The sequence below is a fragment of the Polaribacter sp. NJDZ03 genome, from assembly GCF_019263805.1.
Classification (GTDB): Bacteria; Bacteroidota; Bacteroidia; order Flavobacteriales; family Flavobacteriaceae; genus Polaribacter.
This window is the reverse complement of record NZ_CP079195.1, coordinates 1911791-1930545: the sequence shown is the minus strand read 5'-3', so window position 1 is coordinate 1930545 and position 18755 is coordinate 1911791. Positions and strand designations below refer to the sequence as shown.

The following is an 18755-nucleotide window of genomic DNA, read 5'->3' as shown; positions in this document are numbered from 1 at the left end:
AAAGAAAAGAAATTATGGCACAGTCAAAATCTTACAAAAAAATAATGAATTTCGTTTACGGAATGGGAGCAGCAGTTGTAATTGTTGGAGCATTATTCAAAATTCAGCACATGAGTTTAGGTCCTATTACTGGAGGTATGATGTTAACAATTGGTTTATTAGTAGAGGCTGCCGTTTTTGCTGTTTCAGCTTTTGATACACCAGAAGATGATTTTGATTGGTCTAAAGTATATCCTGAGTTGGGTGATGAGAGTTTTAAAGCTGTAAAAGTAGAAAAAGAAGAAGTTGGTGCTCAAGGTTTATTATCTCAAAAATTAGATACTTTATTACAAGAAGCTAAAATTGATGCTAGATTAATGACGAGCTTAGGTACTAGTATGAAAAACTTTCAAGGAGCTGCAGAAGGTTTATCTGCTGCATCAGAATCTATTTCATCTACTAACAAATACAACGAGCAAATGTCTATGGCTGCTATTCAAATGGAGTCTTTAAACAATTTGTATAAAGTACAAGTAGAAAATGTAAGCAAACAGTCTGCATTAAATGGAGCTGTTGTAGAAAATACAGAAAAATTAAAAGATCAAATGGAGTCTTTAGCAAAAAACCTATCTTCTTTAAACGGAGTTTATGGAAATATGCTTTCTGCAATGTCTAAATAATAATTAGTTAACAAATACAAATATTAATTTAAAAAACTAATTATAATGGCAGGAGGAAAATTGTCCGCAAGGCAGAAAATGATAAACTTAATGTACCTTGTATTTATTGCAATGTTAGCAATGAACATGAGTAAAGAAGTTTTATCTGCTTTTGGTTTTATGAACGAAAAGTTAAGTGAAAATAATGTTTCAACAACCGCAAAAAATAATGAAGCGTATGCTAATTTAGCAACTAAAGCTTCAGAACAAGCTGCAAAATTTGCAACATTAAATCAAGAAGCAATAAAAATTAAAGGCTATTCTGCAGATTTTTATACTTATTTAGAGGAGTTAAAAGCTAAAATGACATCTGATATAGAGGATAAAAATGATTATGAATCTATGGATAAAACCGCTTTTTTAGATGAACATTTCTTTAAAGGTGATAAATTTACAGCAGAAGGTCAAGAGTTTTTAGATAAAATAAATAGCTATAGAACAAGTGTAACTGGCGCCTTAGGAAAAGACAGTAAGTTTGCACCAATTGTTGCCAATAGATTTTCTACAAGTGATGTTACTAATAAAGATGGTAAAACTATAAAATGGTTAGATTATAGATACAAAGGATTTCCTTTAGTAGCTTCTTTAACAAGTTTAACTCAAATGCAAGCAGATATTAAAAACACAGAAAGTGATATTGTATCTGACTTATTAGGAGGTAAAATGGAAGAAGCATTGTCTTTAAATAATTATAAAGGTATTGTTGCTTTAGACAAGAACGCTTATTTTGCTGGAGAAAAAGTTACAGGTAAAATAGTTTTAGGTCGTTATGATGCTACAATGATTCCAGATAATGTTACCTTAAATGGTCAAGATTATAAAAATATTCAATCGGGTCAAGTAATTATAGACATGCCAGCAGGTAATGTTGGTAGTCATGATATTAAAGGTAAAATAGCTTTTACACAAAATGGAGAAGTGGTAGAAGTACCTTTCGAAAGTACGTATTCTGTAATACCACAACCAGGTGATGCTGTTGTTTCTGCAGATAAAATGAATGTTGTGTATAGAGGTTTAAGCAATCCTATTTCTGTTTCATTACCAGGTGTTAGCGATAACAATTTAAGAGTTTCTGCATCAGGAGGTTCTTTATCTGGTGGTAACGGTAAATATATTTTAAAACCAAGCGGTGGCAACACGGCAGTTATTAATGTAAGTGCAACTTTAAGTAATGGTAAATCTGTAAATTCTAAAGCCACCTTTAGAATTAAAGACATACCTGCAGCTATGGGATCTGTAAGAGGACAATACGGAACCGTAAGAATGCCAAAATCTGGTTTAGCTAATGCACCAATTGCAGCAGGATTACCAGATTTCGAATTCGATTTAAGTATTAGAGTTCAAAGTTTTAAAATTAAAGTACCAGGAGAGTTAACTATTATTGTAAATGGTTCTTCTTTAAATGCAGCAGCAAAACAAAAATTGGCTAAAGCAAAAAGAGGAGATCAAATTAATATTTTTGATATTAAGGCAACTGCTAATGGAGTAAACCTTAAACAAGTATTACCTGTTAGTATAGAATTAACAAACTAGAAGTTAAAAAATAAAATATGTTTAAAAATTGTTTACTATTATTTTTCGGTTTGATGATTAGTGGTTCAATAAACGCACAGATAGGTTTATTGAATGCTAAAACAGTAGATCAAATAGGAAAGAAAAATGAAGAACAAATTGCAGCTGACAATGATGCTCCCTTATCTTACGGATATGTAGATGATAGAGATATATTATGGTCTAAAGTAGTTTGGGAATTTGTAGATCTAAATCAAAAAATAAATTTACCGTATTATTTTCCAATAGATAACTCAAATGTTTCTTCTAACAGAAGATCTTTATTTGATACTTTAATTAAAGGAATCAAAGAAGGTAATATAGAAGAAGTATATTCAGACTCTTTCTTTACCTCTAAGATTACTCAGAATGAAATAGATTCTAGAATGTCTAGTGTAAGAGAATCAAATGGATATAGCGATACTATTAGACTTCAATCTCAGGATGTAGAAGGGTATATGATGAAAGGAATGTGGTATTTTGATAAACGCCAAGGAGAATTAAAATACAGATTGTTAGCAATAGCACCAATGGGTAAAGATGTACAAACTTTAGGATTGGGATTAGATGGCGGTAATGAAGAGGAATTATATGAGTTATTTTGGGTTTTCTATCCATCTGCAAGAGATGTTTTACATGATGCAAAAGTATTCAATCCAAAAAATGCATCACAACCAATTTCTTTTGATCACATGCTAAATGCAAGACGATTTAGTAGTACTATTGTTAGGGAAGAAAATATTTATGGTGATAGAGCAATATCAGATTACGTTAAAGGTAATTCTTTATTCCAGTTATTAGAAGCTAATAAAATTAAAGAAGGTATTAGAGATAGAGAAATGGATATGTGGAATTACTAAAATTCTATTATTCTTTAAAAATATAAAAACGTTCCAATACTTTGGGACGTTTTTTTTTGTAGCTATTTCCCGCTATCTCTACTCGCTTTTTTTATCCTATATCGGAATAAAAAAGAGCTCAAACATACCGTTCTATCGGGGCTATACATTTTAATAAAGTTCAGTAATAATATCATAATTATTGCAAATTCACGTATTTTTATCACATGAAAGTAGATTATATAATAGTTGGTTTAGGATTAGCAGGTTTGGCTTTTGCAGAAGAATTAATTGCTGCAAAAAAAACGTTTATCGTTTTTGAAGACGATTCTCAAACATCTTCATTAGTTGCCGGAGGTGTTTACAACCCCGTAATTTTAAAACGATTTACACCTGTTTGGAATGCAAAAGAGCAATTAGACGTTGCGCTTCCTTTTTATAAAAAGTTAGAAGAAAAACTAAACATAATTATAGATCAAAAATTTGTTATTAAAAAATCTTTTAAATCTGTAGAAGATCAAAATAATTGGTTTGGTGCTTTAGACAAACCTAAGTTAACAGATTATTTAGACCCTAAGTTAGATACCAATTCTTATCACGGAGTTTTAGCCGATTTTAGTTTCGGAAACGTAAACGAAACAGGTAGAATAGACACAGAAAAATTAATAAATGCTTACCGAGCATATTTAGAATCTGAAAACTTAATTCGTTTTGAACAATTTAAACATAACGAATTAAACATTGAACAAGAATCCATTTCTTATAAAGATATTGAAGCTTCTAGAATTGTTTTTTGTGAAGGTTTTGGAGTGGTAGAAAACCCTTATTTTAATTATTTACCAATAAATGAAGCAAAAGGAGAGTTGTTAACTATTCATGCTCCGGAACTAAATATAGATTTTTTATTAAAGTCCACACTTTTTGTAATGCCTTTGGGCAACAATAACTATAAAGTAGGAGCAACGTTTAATTGGACAGACAAAACATCTGATCCTTCTGAAGAAGGAAAAGAAGAGTTGGTAGAAAAATTAAAGAAAGTATTGAATGTTCCTTATACAATTGTTTCTCAATCTGCAGGAATAAGACCAACGGTTTCTGGTAGAAGACCTTTGGTGGGTATGCATCCAGATTATGCACAATTAATTGTTTTAAATGGATTAGGAACGCGTGGAGTAATGATTGCACCAACGGTTGCTAAAAACCTGTTTAATCATATTTATAATGCTGAATCTTTAGATGAAGAAATAGATATTGTTCGTTTTAAGCATTTGAAGGATAAAAAGTAGTTGTAATTTATTTAGGAGCATAAAACTATCAAATTTTAAATTGTATGAACATTTCTATTTTATAAGTAATAATAAGATGACAGTAAAAAAACTTGTTGAAACTCAAATTTCTGAAATAATAAACTCTCAAAAATTTAAGAACAAGTTGATTTTTTTAAATCATAATTATTCAAATCAAAAGCAAGAATTACTGATTAGAAATATATTACTAGAAGAATTAAATGAATATTTTAATTCTAATAATTTTACAGATTTAAAGGCTTTTGCGGAAATTAGAGTTGGCAAAGTACGTATTGATTTAACTGTTATTGATATAAAAAACATTGATAACCCTGTTCGTATTGAATTAAAATATCAATTCACTAATGATTTTAAGCAATTTTTAAATTACAAAGGAGTTATTTATAATGATTTTGAAAATCGAAAAAGTGATATGTTTATTCTAATTATTTCAAACTGGAAAAAAGAAGATAAAAAGGTGTTTGATAACAAATGGAAAATCTCTCCTGACTTATCAAAGTATATAACAAGCTCTGACAATTGGAAAGTTAATATAGAAAGTATACTGAAATCTTTTAAACAAGCAGAATTAGAAATTTTTAATAAATTAACAATCAATAAACCTTATCGAACAGAATATTATTTTTATAATTTAAAACGTAAATAAAAAATATTTAAACACTTATTATTCAGTTTGCACTATGCGCTAAGGATAGAGCCTTTCGACAAGCTCAAGACAAGCTATCTGTTTGAGCTTTTTTTGTTTTTACAAAAAAGCGAGTAGCGAAAGCCTGTTAAAGCGCCCAAAAAAGGTTTATTATTCTTTTTTCTTGAACTTTTTATCAAAATGGACAAACATATTTATCCAAATTATTCTAGATAAGCGCAAGTTTAAAGGTGCTAATATTAACAATGCTATTACGATTGCTGCAAAACATTGTAATAGACTTAAACCAAAAATTAAACTACTTATTACAAATATAGCAACAGAAAGTGCCACTGTTAAACCATAGTTAACATACATAGCTCCGTAAAAGAAGGAAGGTTCCATCATGTATTTTAAATTACAATTCGGACAGTTGTCATGTAATTTGGTTACTTTATTGGGGTTAAAAGTAAATTTATGAGCAAAGAATTCGCCTTCTTGACATCTAGGACATTTGGCTTTAAAAATACTATATAACTTGGTACCCTTTTTCAACATAATAGACCTTAAATTTGTATACTTTTGCAAATATAGAGTTTTAAACTTTTTTTAAGTAACAATTATTACATTAGATGCTAAACGTACACAACTTATCGGTTTCTTTTATGGGAACGGATTTATTTTCAGGAATTACTTTCAAATTAAATAAAGGAGATAGAATTGGTCTTATCGGAAAAAATGGAGCAGGGAAATCTACGCTTTTAAAAGTTCTTTCTAAAGATATAGAAACAAGTGGTGGTACCATGGCTTTTGATAAAGATATTAGAATGGGGTTTTTAAGACAAGATATAGATTTTGTTGAAGGAAGAACTATTTTAGAAGAAGCGTACCAGGCGTTTGTTGAAATTAAAGAAATTGAGATAAAACTTGATGAAATTAATGAGCAACTTGCTACTAGAACCGATTACGAAAGTGAAGGGTATACAGAATTAATACATGATTTAACGGACAATACAGAACGTTATGAGTTGCTTGGTGGGTATAATTACCAAGGTGATACCGAAAAGATTTTACAGGGTTTAGGTTTTCAACGTGAAGATTTTGATAAAAAGACAGATACTTTTTCTGGAGGTTGGAGAATGCGTATAGAATTGGCAAAATTATTGTTACAAAATAATGATATTTTGTTATTGGATGAGCCAACGAATCACTTAGATATTGAGTCTATTATTTGGTTAGAGAATTTCTTAAAAGGATATTCTGGAGCTATTGTTTTAGTATCGCATGATAAAATGTTTTTAGATAATGTAACGAATAGAACTATTGAGATTTCTTTAGGTCAAATTTACGATTATAAAAAACCATATTCTGAATTCTTAGTTTTAAGAGCAGAAATTAAAGAAAAGCAGTTACAGGCGCAGAAAAATCAAGAGAAAGAAATAAAGCAAAAACAACACTTAATTAATAAGTTTAAGGCAAAAGCAAGTAAAGCATCTATGGCGCAATCTTTAATGAAACAACTTGATAAAGTTGAATTGATTGAGGTTGACCAAGATGATAACCAAGCAATGAATGTTAAGTTTGCCATCTCTAAAGAACCTGGTAAAATTATTGTTGAAGCAGAAAAACTTTGTAAAAGTTATGGTGATAAACATGTTTTAGAAGATGTAGATTTATTAATTGAGAAAAACAGTAAAATTGCTTTTGTTGGTCAGAACGGACAAGGAAAATCTACTTTGGCAAAAATGATGGTTGGAGAGATTCCTTTTGAAGGAATTTTAAAACTTGGGCATAATGTAGAAGTTGGTTATTTTGCTCAGAATCAATCTGAAGAATTACCGCCGGAAAAAACAGTGTTGGAAATTATGGAAGATGCTGCCACAGACGGAAACAGAGTGCGTGTTAGAGACATGTTAGGTTCTTTCTTATTTGGTGGAGATGCTGTAGATAAAAAAGCAAAAGTACTTTCTGGAGGGGAAAGAAATAGATTGGCATTGTGTAAATTATTATTACAACCATTTAATGTTTTAATAATGGATGAGCCAACCAATCACTTAGACATTGCCTCTAAAACAGTATTAAAAGAAGCTTTAAAGAATTTTAATGGAACCTTAATTGTAGTATCTCACGATAGAGATTTCTTACAAGGTTTAACGGAAACTGTTTATGGTTTTAAAGACAAAGAAATTAAAGAATATTTAGGAGATATTGACTATTTCTTAGAACAACATAAAATAGAGAATTTAAGAGAAGCAGAAAAAAGAACGGTTGTTAAAGTAGAGAAAGATACTTCTAAAAAAGAAGCACATCAATTATCTAGAGATGAAGAAAAGCAATTAAAGAAGTTAAAGAATAAGCTTTCTAATATTGAAACTGAAATAGCAGATTTAGAAAAAGAAATTGCAAAGATCGATTTGGAGTTAGCTCAGAATTATGATGAAGTTTCTGCAAGACCAAATTTTTTCGAAAAATACAAAGCTAAAAAAGCAAAATTAGATACTAAAATGGAAGAATGGGAAAAGGTAGAAGCACAAGTTTCTAATTTCTAATTTTTTTATAAAAATATAAAAGCTCATTATTTTATAATGAGCTTTTTTTATGTTTTAAAGTGAGGTGAAAAAGACTAAACTTTTATCAGAATTTGGTGTTATACCTTTTAAAAATAAAATCAATTTTAAAATCATTTACAGAAACGATTGCTTTTAAACGTTTAAATTATTGTTTTATTATTGTATTCTTAAAAAACTAAATTATAGCTTTGTAAGACGTGTAATTGTCTTTAAATTTGCTTAATACTATTGTATAATTATTGGTGTAATAGCATATGAATAAGATAAAATTATTATTTTTAATTTCCTTTTTTACACTTTTAAGTAATAACATATCGGCTCAAGAAATTGTTAGTTCAGTAGTATTTAATATCGAGAAGAATATACCTATTAATGATGTTTCTGTTCAGGTTTTAAATACAGAATTAGGTACTTACACAGATACAAAAGGTTCCTTTTCTTTTGATAATTTACCAGAAGGAAGCATATTAGTCTTTTCTAAAATAGGGTTTACTACTTTAAGGTTAAGTATTAATTCTGTAACAAGAACTGTTTATCTATCTCCAAAGGTTAGTATGTTAAAGGAAATAATAATTAGAAGTTTCTCTAGTAGTCAATTAAATAAAATAGTACCAGATCAAATTTACTTTTCTAAAAAAGATATAGAAAGGCTTCCTTTTATATTAGGAGAAAAAGATGTAATTAAATTAATACAATATACGCCTGGTGTTCAACAAGCTGCTGAAGGTCAATCTGGTTTTCTAGTGAGAGGAGGTAATGGAAGTATGAATTTAACTTTGTTAGATAATATGTACCTACATAATACATCTCATTTAGGAGGCTTGTTTTCTACCATAAATTCAGACTTTGTTCATTCATTAGAGTTTTCTAAAGCTGGTTTTGATGCAGGTTATGGTGGGCGATTATCTTCTGTTACAGATATAAAAACTTTAAAACAACCAGATAGCACTCATTTTGAAGGAAGTTTAGGATTGTTGTCTACAAAACTAACAGGAAATATAAAAATTAATAATAAGCATAGCTTATTAATTTCTGGAAGAAGAACCTATTTAGAAGTTTTTAAACCTTTCTTTGGTGATGATACTTCTATTCTTGGTAAAAAGAAAAATTATTTTTTATATGATTTTTTAACAAAGCACAGTTTTAAACTATCAGATAAAAGTGAGATAGAAACTACACTTTATATAACGAGTGATAATTTTAGAGATCAAACCAAAGGTAGAAATAGAAAATTACAATGGGGCAATTCTTTATTAGGCACAACTTTTAAACATCAGTTTTCGTCTAGTTTAAGTTCTCAAACCACAGTATCTAATAGTTTTTATAAGTTTTCTTTTGGAGACAATGATTTTCCTTTTGATTATAGCGCAGAGAGTACTTTTAATGTATTTAGCTTAAAACATTATTTTTTGTTAGATAAACCATCGTATTTATTAAAATTAGGAATAGAGTACAATAAGAATAACATATTACCTAAAGATGTAAAAGCACGTATAGATGATTCTCCTTTAGAAATTTTAAATCAAGAAAAATATAAGTATGATGATGTGAGTTTATATGGGGATTTGGCATTTTCTGTATCATCAAAATTAAAAGCTAAAACAGGGCTAAGATTAACTTCTTTTTTTACTCATAAAAATGCTTTAGTTGGTAAAGACACCTTTTTTAGTATTGAGCCAAGGGCGAGTTTAAAATATGAATATAAAGAAAATCAGGCTTTTAAATTAAGCTACCAAAGATTAAGTCAGTTTGTGCACCAAGCATCTATAAACTTTAGTTTGCCAGCAGATTTTTTTGTGGTAAGTACTAAAAATATAAAACCACAGGTAGTAAATCAATTTAGCTTAGGATATGCTTACGAAACAAATGGATTGCAATTAAACAGTGCTGTTTATTTTAAAAACGTTTCTAACTATACTGAGTTTAGAAATGGTTCTGTAAATAATCTATTTTCTAATGATATTTATAGAGATATACTTGTTGGTAAATTTAATTCTTACGGTTTTGAAGTTAGTCTAAATAAAAAAATAAATAATTTTACAGCGCAAACATCACTTACTTTATCTAAAACATTAGCTAAATTTGAAGATATAAATCAAGGGAATTATTTTCCTACAACTTTTGATAGACCTATAAATGTAAATACCATTATGCATTATAGGTTAAATAATAAGTTTGAATTTGGTGCTTTATTCTTACTTACTAGCGGACAAAACTATACAAGACCTAGAGATATAAGAATTATAAACGAAAGACCAATACTTAATTTTGAGTCTAAAAATGCTTCTCGATTTCCTAGTTATCATAGGTTAGATTTATCTTGTACCTATTCTTTTAAAAATAAAGGAAAATGGAAATCTAAATTAAATTTAACTTTGTATAACGTGTATAATAATAGTAATCCTTTTCAGATTTCTTATAATACAGAAGGAAATGTAGATGATTCATTTATAGAAATTACAGAAAAAAGAGATAATTTGTTTCCTTTTTTACCAACTCTAAATTGGTTGTTTTCATTTTAAATAAAGTGCGTTATGAAAAAAATAATATTTTTATCCTTTTTACTATGTAGCTGTTTAAATACTGAAACAGATATTTTATCTTCGGATAAACTTACAGTAGAAGGACAAATAGAAGAAGGCAAATTTGCCAGAATAAGTTTAACAAATAGTTTACAATTTAAAGGTATTATTGATTCTGTAGAAGTAGCGAAATCTATTGAATCTAAAGCAAAAGTGGTGCTGTCTAACGGAGAAGTATCAGAAATATTAACTTTAAAGAAAGATGAATCTCGTTTCCCTTTTTTATATTATAGAAGTAATTTAATAAAAGGAGAAATAGGTAAAACGTATGATCTATCTATACAGATTAGAGGTAAGGAATTTGTATCTAAAACAAGTGTGCCTAAAAAAGCCGCGGTATTAAATGTTGAGTTTTTAGACTGGAAAGAAGATGGAATTGTATATCCAGATTTTAAAGACATAAAATTAACTATTAATAACAGTAATTTAGAGCAGAAATATTTTAAGATTTTTATTAAGAATGAAAAAGAAGAAAAGTTTGAACTGGCACTACCTTTTATTTTTAGTACAGAAAACATTGCAACAGAAACGTTTCCTTTAATTGTAAGTTATATAAAAACAGATAAAGAAGGAGAAAATGAAAATCAGATTAGAATAAATGATGTAATTGAAATACAGCTTATTTCTATTACAAAAGACCAATTTTATTTTTGGAAATCTGTAGAAGGAGATCAAACAAGTATTTTAGAAAATGCGTCTTATGCTAATGAAGTGGTTACTAATATTAGTAATGGTGCTTTTGGTTATTGGTCTGGGGAAAATATATCAAGTTTTAAATTTAAGGTTCCTGAATAAAAAAAGGCCACCTTTATAGGTGACCTTTTAAATTTATATTTATTTTTTTCGTTTAGATGTCTCCTAAAAGGCTCTCGTATGCATCAAATACAGCATCAAACTTGTCTTCTATACTTGTAAAAGACCCATCAAAATAAGTATCAAAGTCATTTGTTGTACCGTCTTCAAATAAGAATCTTGCATTTACAATATCCTCATCTTTGTAAAATTGACTTTTAGCAACATATTTATTATTAATACTCAATTCTGCACTTGTATTGCTATTTAATAATACAAGTTGTTGGTCTACACTTAATTCGCTATCAGAATCAAAACCAGCATCATTTGCTTTTAGAGTTAATGCAGCATTTAAAAATTGAAAAGAATATGTTACATTATCAACAATATCTTCAATGTTACCATCTAGCTCATCGTTAAAGTTACCATTCGTCGTTAAATCATATCCCAATATAACATCATCACCAAGCTTAAAACTTAATGCTTGTTTTATCGATTTATTATTAGAGTTAGTATAAGTTGTTACAAATGAAAAAGCTCCAATACTAGTTGTATTGTTAATTGCAGTTGGTATTAATTGACCATTCTTAAAAGTAGCTGTGTAATTCTGAGAGAATACTGTAGTACCATTTAATTTAAGATTTGCTTTAGCCAAAGTAGGTAATTCTTCGTCGTTATTGCTTCCTACAAGAGTAGTCGTAAAGTCCGTAAAACTAAATTCCGCATTTTCCCCATCATTATATGCTACATTATAGATAATATCATCACTATTTCCTGTTTTATCAAAATCTTCAGTTTCTGCATTCCAAGTATAGATTCCCTTTTCATTATTAAAGTCATCAATAAGTGATGTTTCAGCAATAATTGCTACTGCTTGTTTTGCGTTAAAAGCTGTAAGTCCGTTTGTTGTAGTTTCTATGTTTGCTATATTAGAGATTGTTTTTAATGCGGTATTTTTAAAACTTTTATTTTTTACACTATTGTCTGCATTTAAATACTCAGCTAATTCAATGATATCGTTTAAAGCATTGTCGTTTTTAAAACTCTCTACTTTATTTAATAATTCTATAGTATTATCTTCTAATTGTGTTTTTCCTTCTTCAACACTTAGAGAACCAGAAATCTTTATAGAATCATCATTGTCATTGCTTTCACAAGATGTATTAATAAATAATGTAGCACATAGTACTGTTAATAGATAAATTTTTTTCATATTATTTTTTTTTAAATTTAGCCGCTAAATTAATACTTTTATTATAATTTATAATAGAAGCATCATTGTTATTCTTTTATTTTTTCTGAATAATACCTCTCAAAAATAAAATTAATTTTAAAATCATTTTTAGATATAATTGCTTTTAAATGCCATTTTTCTATAATATATTTTATGGTTTTTGGAAATTCGTTTTTAGGATTGTTCGCAAACAAAAGAAGAGTCCGTTTGTTGTGTTAATTTGAAAAATGTAGCAATGTCATTTATGCCTTCCTCTTTTAAAAATAATGTATCTTTTAGCTTAATAAAACTTAAGTTTTCTTTAAAAATAGTATCGTTATCTTTTAAAGTATAACTTAAATCCTTAAGGTTTGTATTCCAAGATTCATAAGTAGTATTGCTTTCTTTTTCGTTTATACGAATCCAATCTCCAATTAGAAAATTTGGGCTAAGCGTACTAGGTTTTTCTTACTGACAAGAAGTGATTCATAAAAAAGAAAAGGCTATAAAGAGTAATTTTATAAAAATAGTTTGCTTTGTTTAAATATACCTATAAAAATTGTAAATTCGCATTCCAAGAAAAGACAGAAGATGTTAGATAAATTAAGAATTGTTAAGCAGCGTTATGATGAAGTTTCTGATTTAATTATTCAGCCAGAAATCATCATGGATCAAAAGCGTTATGCGCAATTGATGAAAGAATATAAAGATTTAGGTGATGTTGTAAAAAAAGGAGATGAATATCAAACCTTAACAAACAATATAGAGGAAGCAAAAGAAATACTTTCTGATGGTTCTGATGCCGAAATGAATGAAATGGCGAAGATGGAAATCGAAGAAGCCAATATTAGAATTCCGCAATTAGAAGATGAAATAAAAGTTTTATTAATACCTAAAGATCCAGAAGACTCTAAGAATGCAGTTGTAGAATTACGTGCAGGTGCAGGTGGAGATGAAGCAAGTATTTTTGCTGGAGATTTATTTAGAATGTACACAAAATATTGTGAAAGTAGAGGCTGGAAAGTTTCTACCGTAGATTATTCTGAAGGTACCAATGGTGGTTTTAAAGAAATTCAGTTTGAAGTTACAGGAAATGATGTTTATGGAATCTTAAAGTTTGAAGCTGGTGTGCATCGTGTACAAAGAGTTCCACAAACAGAAACACAAGGTCGTGTACATACTTCTGCAGCTACTTGTATGGTTTTTCCGGAAGCAGAAGAATTTGATGTTGAAATTAACCCCAAAGAAGTTCGTATAGATTTTTTCTGTTCTTCTGGTCCTGGTGGTCAATCTGTAAATACTACGTATTCTGCAGTTCGTTTAACACACCTTCCAACTGGTTTAGTTGCACAATGTCAAGATCAAAAATCGCAACATAAAAACAAAGAAAAAGCATTTAAAGTGTTACGTTCTCGTTTGTATGATATGGAATTGGCTAAGAAGAATGCAGAAGACGCTTTAAAACGTGGTTCTATGGTTTCTTCTGGAGATAGAAGTGCTAAGATTAGAACTTATAACTATGCACAAGGTAGAGTTACAGACCATAGAATTGGTTTGTCTTTATATGATTTACCAAATATTGTAAATGGAGATATTCAGAAAATTATTGATGAATTGATGTTAGCTGAAAATACTCAAAAATTAAAAGGATTAAGTGACGGAATATAGTTTTCCTAATATTTATAATAAAAACCTTAAAACATTGTTTTGAGGTTTTTTTTTGTTCAAAAAAGAAAAGCGATTATAGTTTAGATAAACTATAAATCGCTTTTTTTTCATTCAAATAATTAAGAAATCTTAAGCAACTTTTATTTAGCTTAGGGGGAAGATTACTTATGCTACAAATATATACGGATAACAGAAACCCCACAATACCCATTTATGGGGTAATTTCACTTCACCGTTTTCGGTGAGTTAGTTCACCAGAAATGGTGATGATAAATTTACTGGTAAAGAGATATTACTGATAATAGTTTATTGCTTTAATTATAGAATATCGGATCAACACAAAAAGTTGTGGAGTAAAATAAAAAGGAAGAACTTTGACTTTTAAATTACTTCTATTTTGGATACTTCAATTGAGCTTATTAAATTATTACTACCAGAAATACTTGTTAACTATTTTAAACTTACCAAACACGAAGTTAAAAATGAAGAACTCCATTTCTATTTCACTGAGTTAAACACAATTCCTGAAGAATTTAAAACACTTAAATTAAGCTCTAAAGGATTTTTTCCAGAAGCCACTATTCAAGATTTTCCTATTCGAGGTAAAAACGTTTTTCTACATGTTATTAGAAGGCGTTGGATTGATGATAATTCTAAAAAATTAGTGATAAGAGATTGGCAGTTAGTAGCAAAAGGCACTAGAATTACTAGTGAATTTGCTGCTTTTTTAAAACAAATCAGTCTGTAATAATGCTACAAGTACATCTGTTGTAGCAACCTTTTACGGAGTAAGCCCTAGAAACTTACAGAGACAATACAAAGATTATTTAAGTGATTTTAAGCAATGGAACCAAAAACCACATGCTGAACAATGGTTGCTTTTTCCTGAAAATACTGGAAGCTATCTTTCCATAGATGAAACAGCATTTTCTAATGGAGATTTATATACTATCGTGACTAATAAAAATGCGAATGGAAAAAAAGGTGCTTTACTGGCCATGATTAAAGGCACTAAAGCAGAAGATGTTATTAGAATCCTTAATAAAATCTCTTTAAAACAACGAAAAAAAGTAAAAGAAGTAACCTTAGACATGGCAGCAAACATGGGGTTAATCGTTAAAAAATCATTTCCAAAAGCAGTACTAGTTATAGATCGATTTCATGTGCAAAAATTAGCTTTAGATGCTTTGCAAGAAATTAGAATTAAACATCGTTGGGAAGCAATAGATAAAGATAACGACGCCATAGAAAATGCTAGAAACAACTCCTTAAAATATGTTCCTAAACTACTACCAAATGGAGATACTCTAAAACAATTATTAGCTAGAAGTAGATACCTATTGTATAAATCTAGTAACAAATGGACTAACTCCCAACAAGAAAGAGCTGAAATACTTTTTAAAACTTATCCAGATATAGAAAAGGCATACAATTTATGTCAAAACTTATCCTGGATTTACAATCAAACAAAAGATAAAACCGTTGCCTTAACTAGACTTGCTAAATGGGATGAAAATGTAAGACAAGCGAAGTTTAAAAGCTTTAATACCATTGCTAGAACAATGTCTATACATTATCAGAATATACTCAACTATTTTGACAATAGAAGTACAAATGCTTCTGCAGAATCGTTTAATGCTAAAATAAAAGCATTTAGAGCACAATTTAGAGGTGTTAGAAACATCAAATTTTTCCTTTTTAGACTCTCAAATATTTATGCCTAATTTCTAAATCCCACAACTTTTGGACTTGATCCAGAATATCCGTTTGTTGGGAACAATTATTTTATTTGTGAAATATGATATTATTTATATGGCACAAAAAAAAGCGATCATAGTTTAGAAAAACTATATATCGCTTCTTTTTCATTCAATTACTTAAGAAATCTTAAACAATTTTTATTTTGTTTAGGGGGAAGATTACTAATACTTCAAATATACACTTGTAATTTAGACTTTACAATACCCATTTATGGGGTATTTTTATCTCACTGTTTTCAGGTAGTGATCTCACTGAAAACAGTGAGATGAAATTTTTAGTCGTAAATAAATGTGGCAAATAATTTTTTTTTACATGAATATTTATATAAAATTCTAAAAAATAGCACTGCTTTAGTTTTTTTAGAATATCCTTTTAAAGGGTGAATTCATGAAATCTAAAATATTGGTAAGATTATTATAATAAAAAAAGCGATTATAGTTTAGATAAACTATTAATCGCTTTTTGTGTAATTTAAATACTAAAGAAATCTTAAACAAATTATATCTTGCTTGGGGAAAAGATTACTTACGTTACAAATTTACACTAGTAATTTAGACTTTACAATACCCATTTATGGGGTATTTTCATCTCACTGTTTTCAGGTAGTTACCTCACTAAAAACAGTGCTATAAAATTTATTTTCCTAATAAATGTAATTCTGTAAATTCTTTATCTAAAAGTATAGATTGAGTATTTCCAGAGATTACTCGATCTATATTTGTTTCAACATTATCTATTTGAATAGAAGTAATTTTAAAAGGTAAATTATGGAATACAATATTAAACTTGCTATAACCTGCGTTAAAATCACCACGTTTATGTTGTTGTATAATTAATTCTTCTTTTTTTCCTGTTACTTTAAAAGTACGTAGACTAAACCTTCCTTTTTTATAATCATAGCCATCATGAGCATCATCGTATAATTGTGAAGATTCTTTACCTTCCTTATAATAAAGATCTAAAGTAATTTCATCAAATTCTATCTCATCAACATATTGTTGTACAGGGTATTTTGGTATTACTGCACCCTCTTTAATAAAAATAGGCATGCTATCTATGTCTGCATCTACCCAAATTTCCTTACCACCAACTATAAGTTCATTTGTCCAGAAGTTATACCATTTACCTCTAGGTATGTACATTCTTCTACCTTTAGCGTTTGGTTCTTGTATTGGGCAAACTAAAATTTGTTCACCATAAACAAATTCATCACTTCTATGATGTGTAGCGGTATCTTCTTGGTCGTATAAAACTAACGATTTTAAAATAGGTGTTCCGTCATTAATATAATTCCAGAAACAAGTATATAAATAAGGTAATAATTGGTATCTAAGTTCCACAAATTTTCTTACGATATCTGTAACTTCATCTCCAAATACCCAAGGTTCTTGATCTCCATGATCTCCAGAAGAGTGTACTCTACAAAAAGCATGAAATACACCTAATTGAATCCAACGGGCAAAAAGTTCTCCTTGTGGCTGTTCTGCAAATCCACCAATATCAGATCCTGCAAAAGAAAAACCAGACATAGACATTCTCTGTGCTTGATTGTTTGCAATTGCTAAATGCTCCCAAGTTGCAACGTTATCTCCCATCCAAGTAGAAGTATATCTTTGCGCACCAGAATATGCAGATCTTGTAATTACAAAAGGTCTTTTCGGATATGCGTATTTCTTTAAACCGTGGTACGTTGCACGTGCCATTTGGGTTCCATAAATATTATGTGCTTTTCTATGAGAACAAGGATTTCCATCATAATCATGACGAACATCATCTGGAAAAGATTTGTTAGGAACATCCATTACAGCTGGCTCATTCATATCATTCCAAACTCCTTTAACACCAAAGTCTTCAATTAGTTCTTTAAATAAACCAGACCACCATTCTCTTACTTCTGGTTTTGTATAATCTGGAAAATAACATTCACCAGGCCATACCTTACCTTTCATATAAGGACCATCGGCACGTTTACAGAAATAATCTTTATCTAATGCCTCTTTAAAAACATCGTATTCTAAATCTATTTTAATTCCTGGATCTATAATCACTACGGTTTTAAAACCGTCTTCTTCTAATTCTCTAACCATTCTTTTAGGATCTGGAAAATGGTTTTTATCCCAAGTAAAACAACGGAAACCATCCATATAATCAATGTCTAAATAAATAGCATCACATGGTATTTTTAAATCTCTAAAAGTATTTGTAACTTCTTTTACGTTACTTTCTGGAAAATAACTCCATTTACATTGATGAAATCCTAAAGCCCATAATGGAGGTAAAGCATGAGGTTTACCTGTTAAGTCTGTGTAGTTTTTAACTACATCTTCCATTTTAGGTCCGTAGATAAAATAATAATTCATTTCACCACCTTGTGCCCAAAAACTTGCTACATTTCTTCTTTCATGTGCAAAATCGAAATGTGATTTAAAAGTATTGTCAAAGAAAATTCCATAAGATTTATCACCTTGTATAGCGGTATAAAAAGGAATTGCTTTATAAATAGGATCTGTATCTTTACCAAAAGCATATGAATCTGTTGCGTAGTTTTCAAAACGTTTTCCTTTTAAGTTAACGTCTACTGGTTTATCACCTAAACCATAGAAACTTTCTGATCTTTGGCAAGTCTTACTCATTTTTACAATGTCTCCACCATATTCATAACTTTCTTCCCAATGAAAACCAATTTCATCTTCGTTTATTAACTTTAGATCTACAGCATCAAAAAGTTTAACTTGTAAACTGCTTTTTTCTATTTTACAGATTAATTTGGAAGTTGTTACAACATAGTGAGTTTCATCTTCCGTTACGTCTAAAAAGTCATACCCTCTAGATGCGTGAATTGTAACTCCGTAAGAAAAATCGTTTTCAAATTTACCTGTTGTAGAGTATCTAAATCTTATTACACTGTCTCTTACTACAGTAAGTTGTAAAATTACATTGTTCTTTGTAGTAAAATATAATGTGTCTACATCTTTCTTGTAGCTCACTATTTCTGTTGGAAATAAGTTTCCTTTTTGTTCTAACTCTGTATTAACAATCATAATTTTGGTTGTTTATTGTGCTTATAAAAATCGTAATTATTTGTAAAAGAGCATTATGGAATACTTTTTTTCTACGATAATGGATTGGTTTAATTAAGACGCAAAAAT

14 protein-coding genes are annotated in these 18755 nt (G+C 29.2%); 11 read left to right on the top strand and 3 right to left on the bottom strand.

Annotated elements, in window-relative coordinates; genetic code table 11:
- Positions 1–14 precede the first annotated feature (14 nt).
- The 5 genes from gldL to KV700_RS08245 all read left to right on the top strand — a co-directional run bounded on the left by gldL (position 15) and on the right by KV700_RS08245 (position 5041).
- Positions 15–659: a gliding motility protein GldL gene (gene gldL, locus KV700_RS08265; RefSeq protein WP_166384455.1), complete on the top strand. Its 645-nt coding sequence runs from the start codon at positions 15–17 to the stop codon at positions 657–659.
- 45 nt (positions 660–704) lie between these two features.
- Complete coding sequence (gldM, locus tag KV700_RS08260; protein ID WP_218599749.1) at positions 705–2231, top strand: gliding motility protein GldM; 1527 nt, start codon at positions 705–707, stop codon at positions 2229–2231.
- Positions 2232–2248: 17 nt separating this feature from the next.
- Positions 2249–3109, top strand: coding sequence for a gliding motility protein GldN (gene gldN / locus KV700_RS08255; protein ID WP_166384459.1), 861 nt, complete (start codon positions 2249–2251; stop codon positions 3107–3109).
- Positions 3110–3315: 206 nt separating this feature from the next.
- Positions 3316–4374: an FAD-binding oxidoreductase gene (locus tag KV700_RS08250; RefSeq protein WP_166384461.1), complete on the top strand. Its 1059-nt coding sequence runs from the start codon at positions 3316–3318 to the stop codon at positions 4372–4374.
- Positions 4375–4450: 76 nt separating this feature from the next.
- The gene (locus KV700_RS08245; RefSeq protein ID WP_218599748.1) at positions 4451–5041 is read left to right on the top strand and encodes a hypothetical protein; all 591 of its coding nucleotides are present in this window, start codon (positions 4451–4453) and stop codon (positions 5039–5041) included.
- Positions 5042–5191: 150 nt separating this feature from the next.
- Here the strand turns inward: KV700_RS08245 and KV700_RS08240 are convergent, their stop codons facing one another.
- Complete coding sequence (locus KV700_RS08240) at positions 5192–5608, bottom strand: DUF983 domain-containing protein (protein WP_368384769.1); 417 nt, start codon at positions 5606–5608, stop codon at positions 5192–5194.
- 44 nt (positions 5609–5652) lie between these two features.
- Between KV700_RS08240 and KV700_RS08235 the strand changes: the two genes are divergently transcribed.
- From KV700_RS08235 to KV700_RS08225, 3 genes are all read left to right on the top strand, one after another.
- A complete protein-coding gene (locus KV700_RS08235; protein ID WP_218599747.1) occupies positions 5653–7569 on the top strand; it encodes an ABC-F family ATP-binding cassette domain-containing protein in 1917 nt (638 codons plus the stop codon).
- A 275-nt stretch (positions 7570–7844) separates the two neighbouring features.
- On the top strand, positions 7845–10112 hold the full coding sequence (locus KV700_RS08230) for a TonB-dependent receptor (protein WP_218599746.1): 2268 nt from the start codon (positions 7845–7847) through the stop codon (positions 10110–10112).
- Positions 10113–10124: 12 nt separating this feature from the next.
- A complete protein-coding gene (locus KV700_RS08225; protein WP_218599745.1) occupies positions 10125–10967 on the top strand; it encodes a DUF4249 family protein in 843 nt (280 codons plus the stop codon).
- A gap of 52 nt (positions 10968–11019) precedes the next feature.
- Here KV700_RS08225 and KV700_RS08220 read toward each other — a convergent pair whose 3' ends face one another.
- Positions 11020–12177 (bottom strand): hypothetical protein, encoded by a 1158-nt coding sequence (locus tag KV700_RS08220; protein ID WP_218599744.1) that lies wholly within the window; start codon positions 12175–12177, stop codon positions 11020–11022.
- 591 nt (positions 12178–12768) lie between these two features.
- On the opposite strand from KV700_RS08220, the gene prfA reads away from it, so the two are divergent.
- The 3 genes from prfA (at position 12769) to KV700_RS08205 (ending at position 15569) form a co-directional block, all read left to right on the top strand.
- Complete coding sequence (prfA, locus tag KV700_RS08215) at positions 12769–13845, top strand: peptide chain release factor 1 (RefSeq protein ID WP_166384473.1); 1077 nt, start codon at positions 12769–12771, stop codon at positions 13843–13845.
- A 397-nt stretch (positions 13846–14242) separates the two neighbouring features.
- Entirely contained in the window at positions 14243–14593 is a 351-nt protein-coding gene (locus tag KV700_RS08210; protein WP_218597728.1) for a transposase, read from the top strand.
- A gap of 127 nt (positions 14594–14720) precedes the next feature.
- Positions 14721–15569 (top strand): transposase, encoded by an 849-nt coding sequence (locus tag KV700_RS08205; protein ID WP_218598260.1) that lies wholly within the window; start codon positions 14721–14723, stop codon positions 15567–15569.
- Between the two features lie 672 nt (positions 15570–16241).
- Here the strand turns inward: KV700_RS08205 and KV700_RS08200 are convergent.
- A complete protein-coding gene (locus KV700_RS08200) occupies positions 16242–18647 on the bottom strand; it encodes a glycoside hydrolase family 31 protein (RefSeq protein WP_166384475.1) in 2406 nt (801 codons plus the stop codon).
- Positions 18648–18755: the final 108 nt, after the last annotated feature.

What these genes read in the sequence shown, in the direction of transcription:
- gldL (WP_166384455.1), top strand. Translation starts at nt 15, where the DNA reads ATGGCACAGTCAAAATCTTACAAAAAAATAATGAATTTCGTTTACGGA.
- gldM (WP_218599749.1), top strand. Translation starts at nt 705, where the DNA reads ATGGCAGGAGGAAAATTGTCCGCAAGGCAGAAAATGATAAACTTAATG.
- gldN (WP_166384459.1), top strand. Translation starts at nt 2,249, where the DNA reads ATGTTTAAAAATTGTTTACTATTATTTTTCGGTTTGATGATTAGTGGT.
- KV700_RS08250 (WP_166384461.1), top strand. Translation starts at nt 3,316, where the DNA reads ATGAAAGTAGATTATATAATAGTTGGTTTAGGATTAGCAGGTTTGGCT.
- KV700_RS08245 (WP_218599748.1), top strand. Translation starts at nt 4,451, where the DNA reads ATGACAGTAAAAAAACTTGTTGAAACTCAAATTTCTGAAATAATAAAC.
- KV700_RS08235 (WP_218599747.1), top strand. Translation starts at nt 5,653, where the DNA reads ATGCTAAACGTACACAACTTATCGGTTTCTTTTATGGGAACGGATTTA.
- KV700_RS08230 (WP_218599746.1), top strand. Translation starts at nt 7,845, where the DNA reads ATGAATAAGATAAAATTATTATTTTTAATTTCCTTTTTTACACTTTTA.
- KV700_RS08225 (WP_218599745.1), top strand. Translation starts at nt 10,125, where the DNA reads ATGAAAAAAATAATATTTTTATCCTTTTTACTATGTAGCTGTTTAAAT.
- KV700_RS08220 (WP_218599744.1), bottom strand. Translation starts at nt 12,177, where the DNA reads ATGAAAAAAATTTATCTATTAACAGTACTATGTGCTACATTATTTATT.
- prfA (WP_166384473.1), top strand. Translation starts at nt 12,769, where the DNA reads ATGTTAGATAAATTAAGAATTGTTAAGCAGCGTTATGATGAAGTTTCT.
- KV700_RS08200 (WP_166384475.1), bottom strand. Translation starts at nt 18,647, where the DNA reads ATGATTGTTAATACAGAGTTAGAACAAAAAGGAAACTTATTTCCAACA.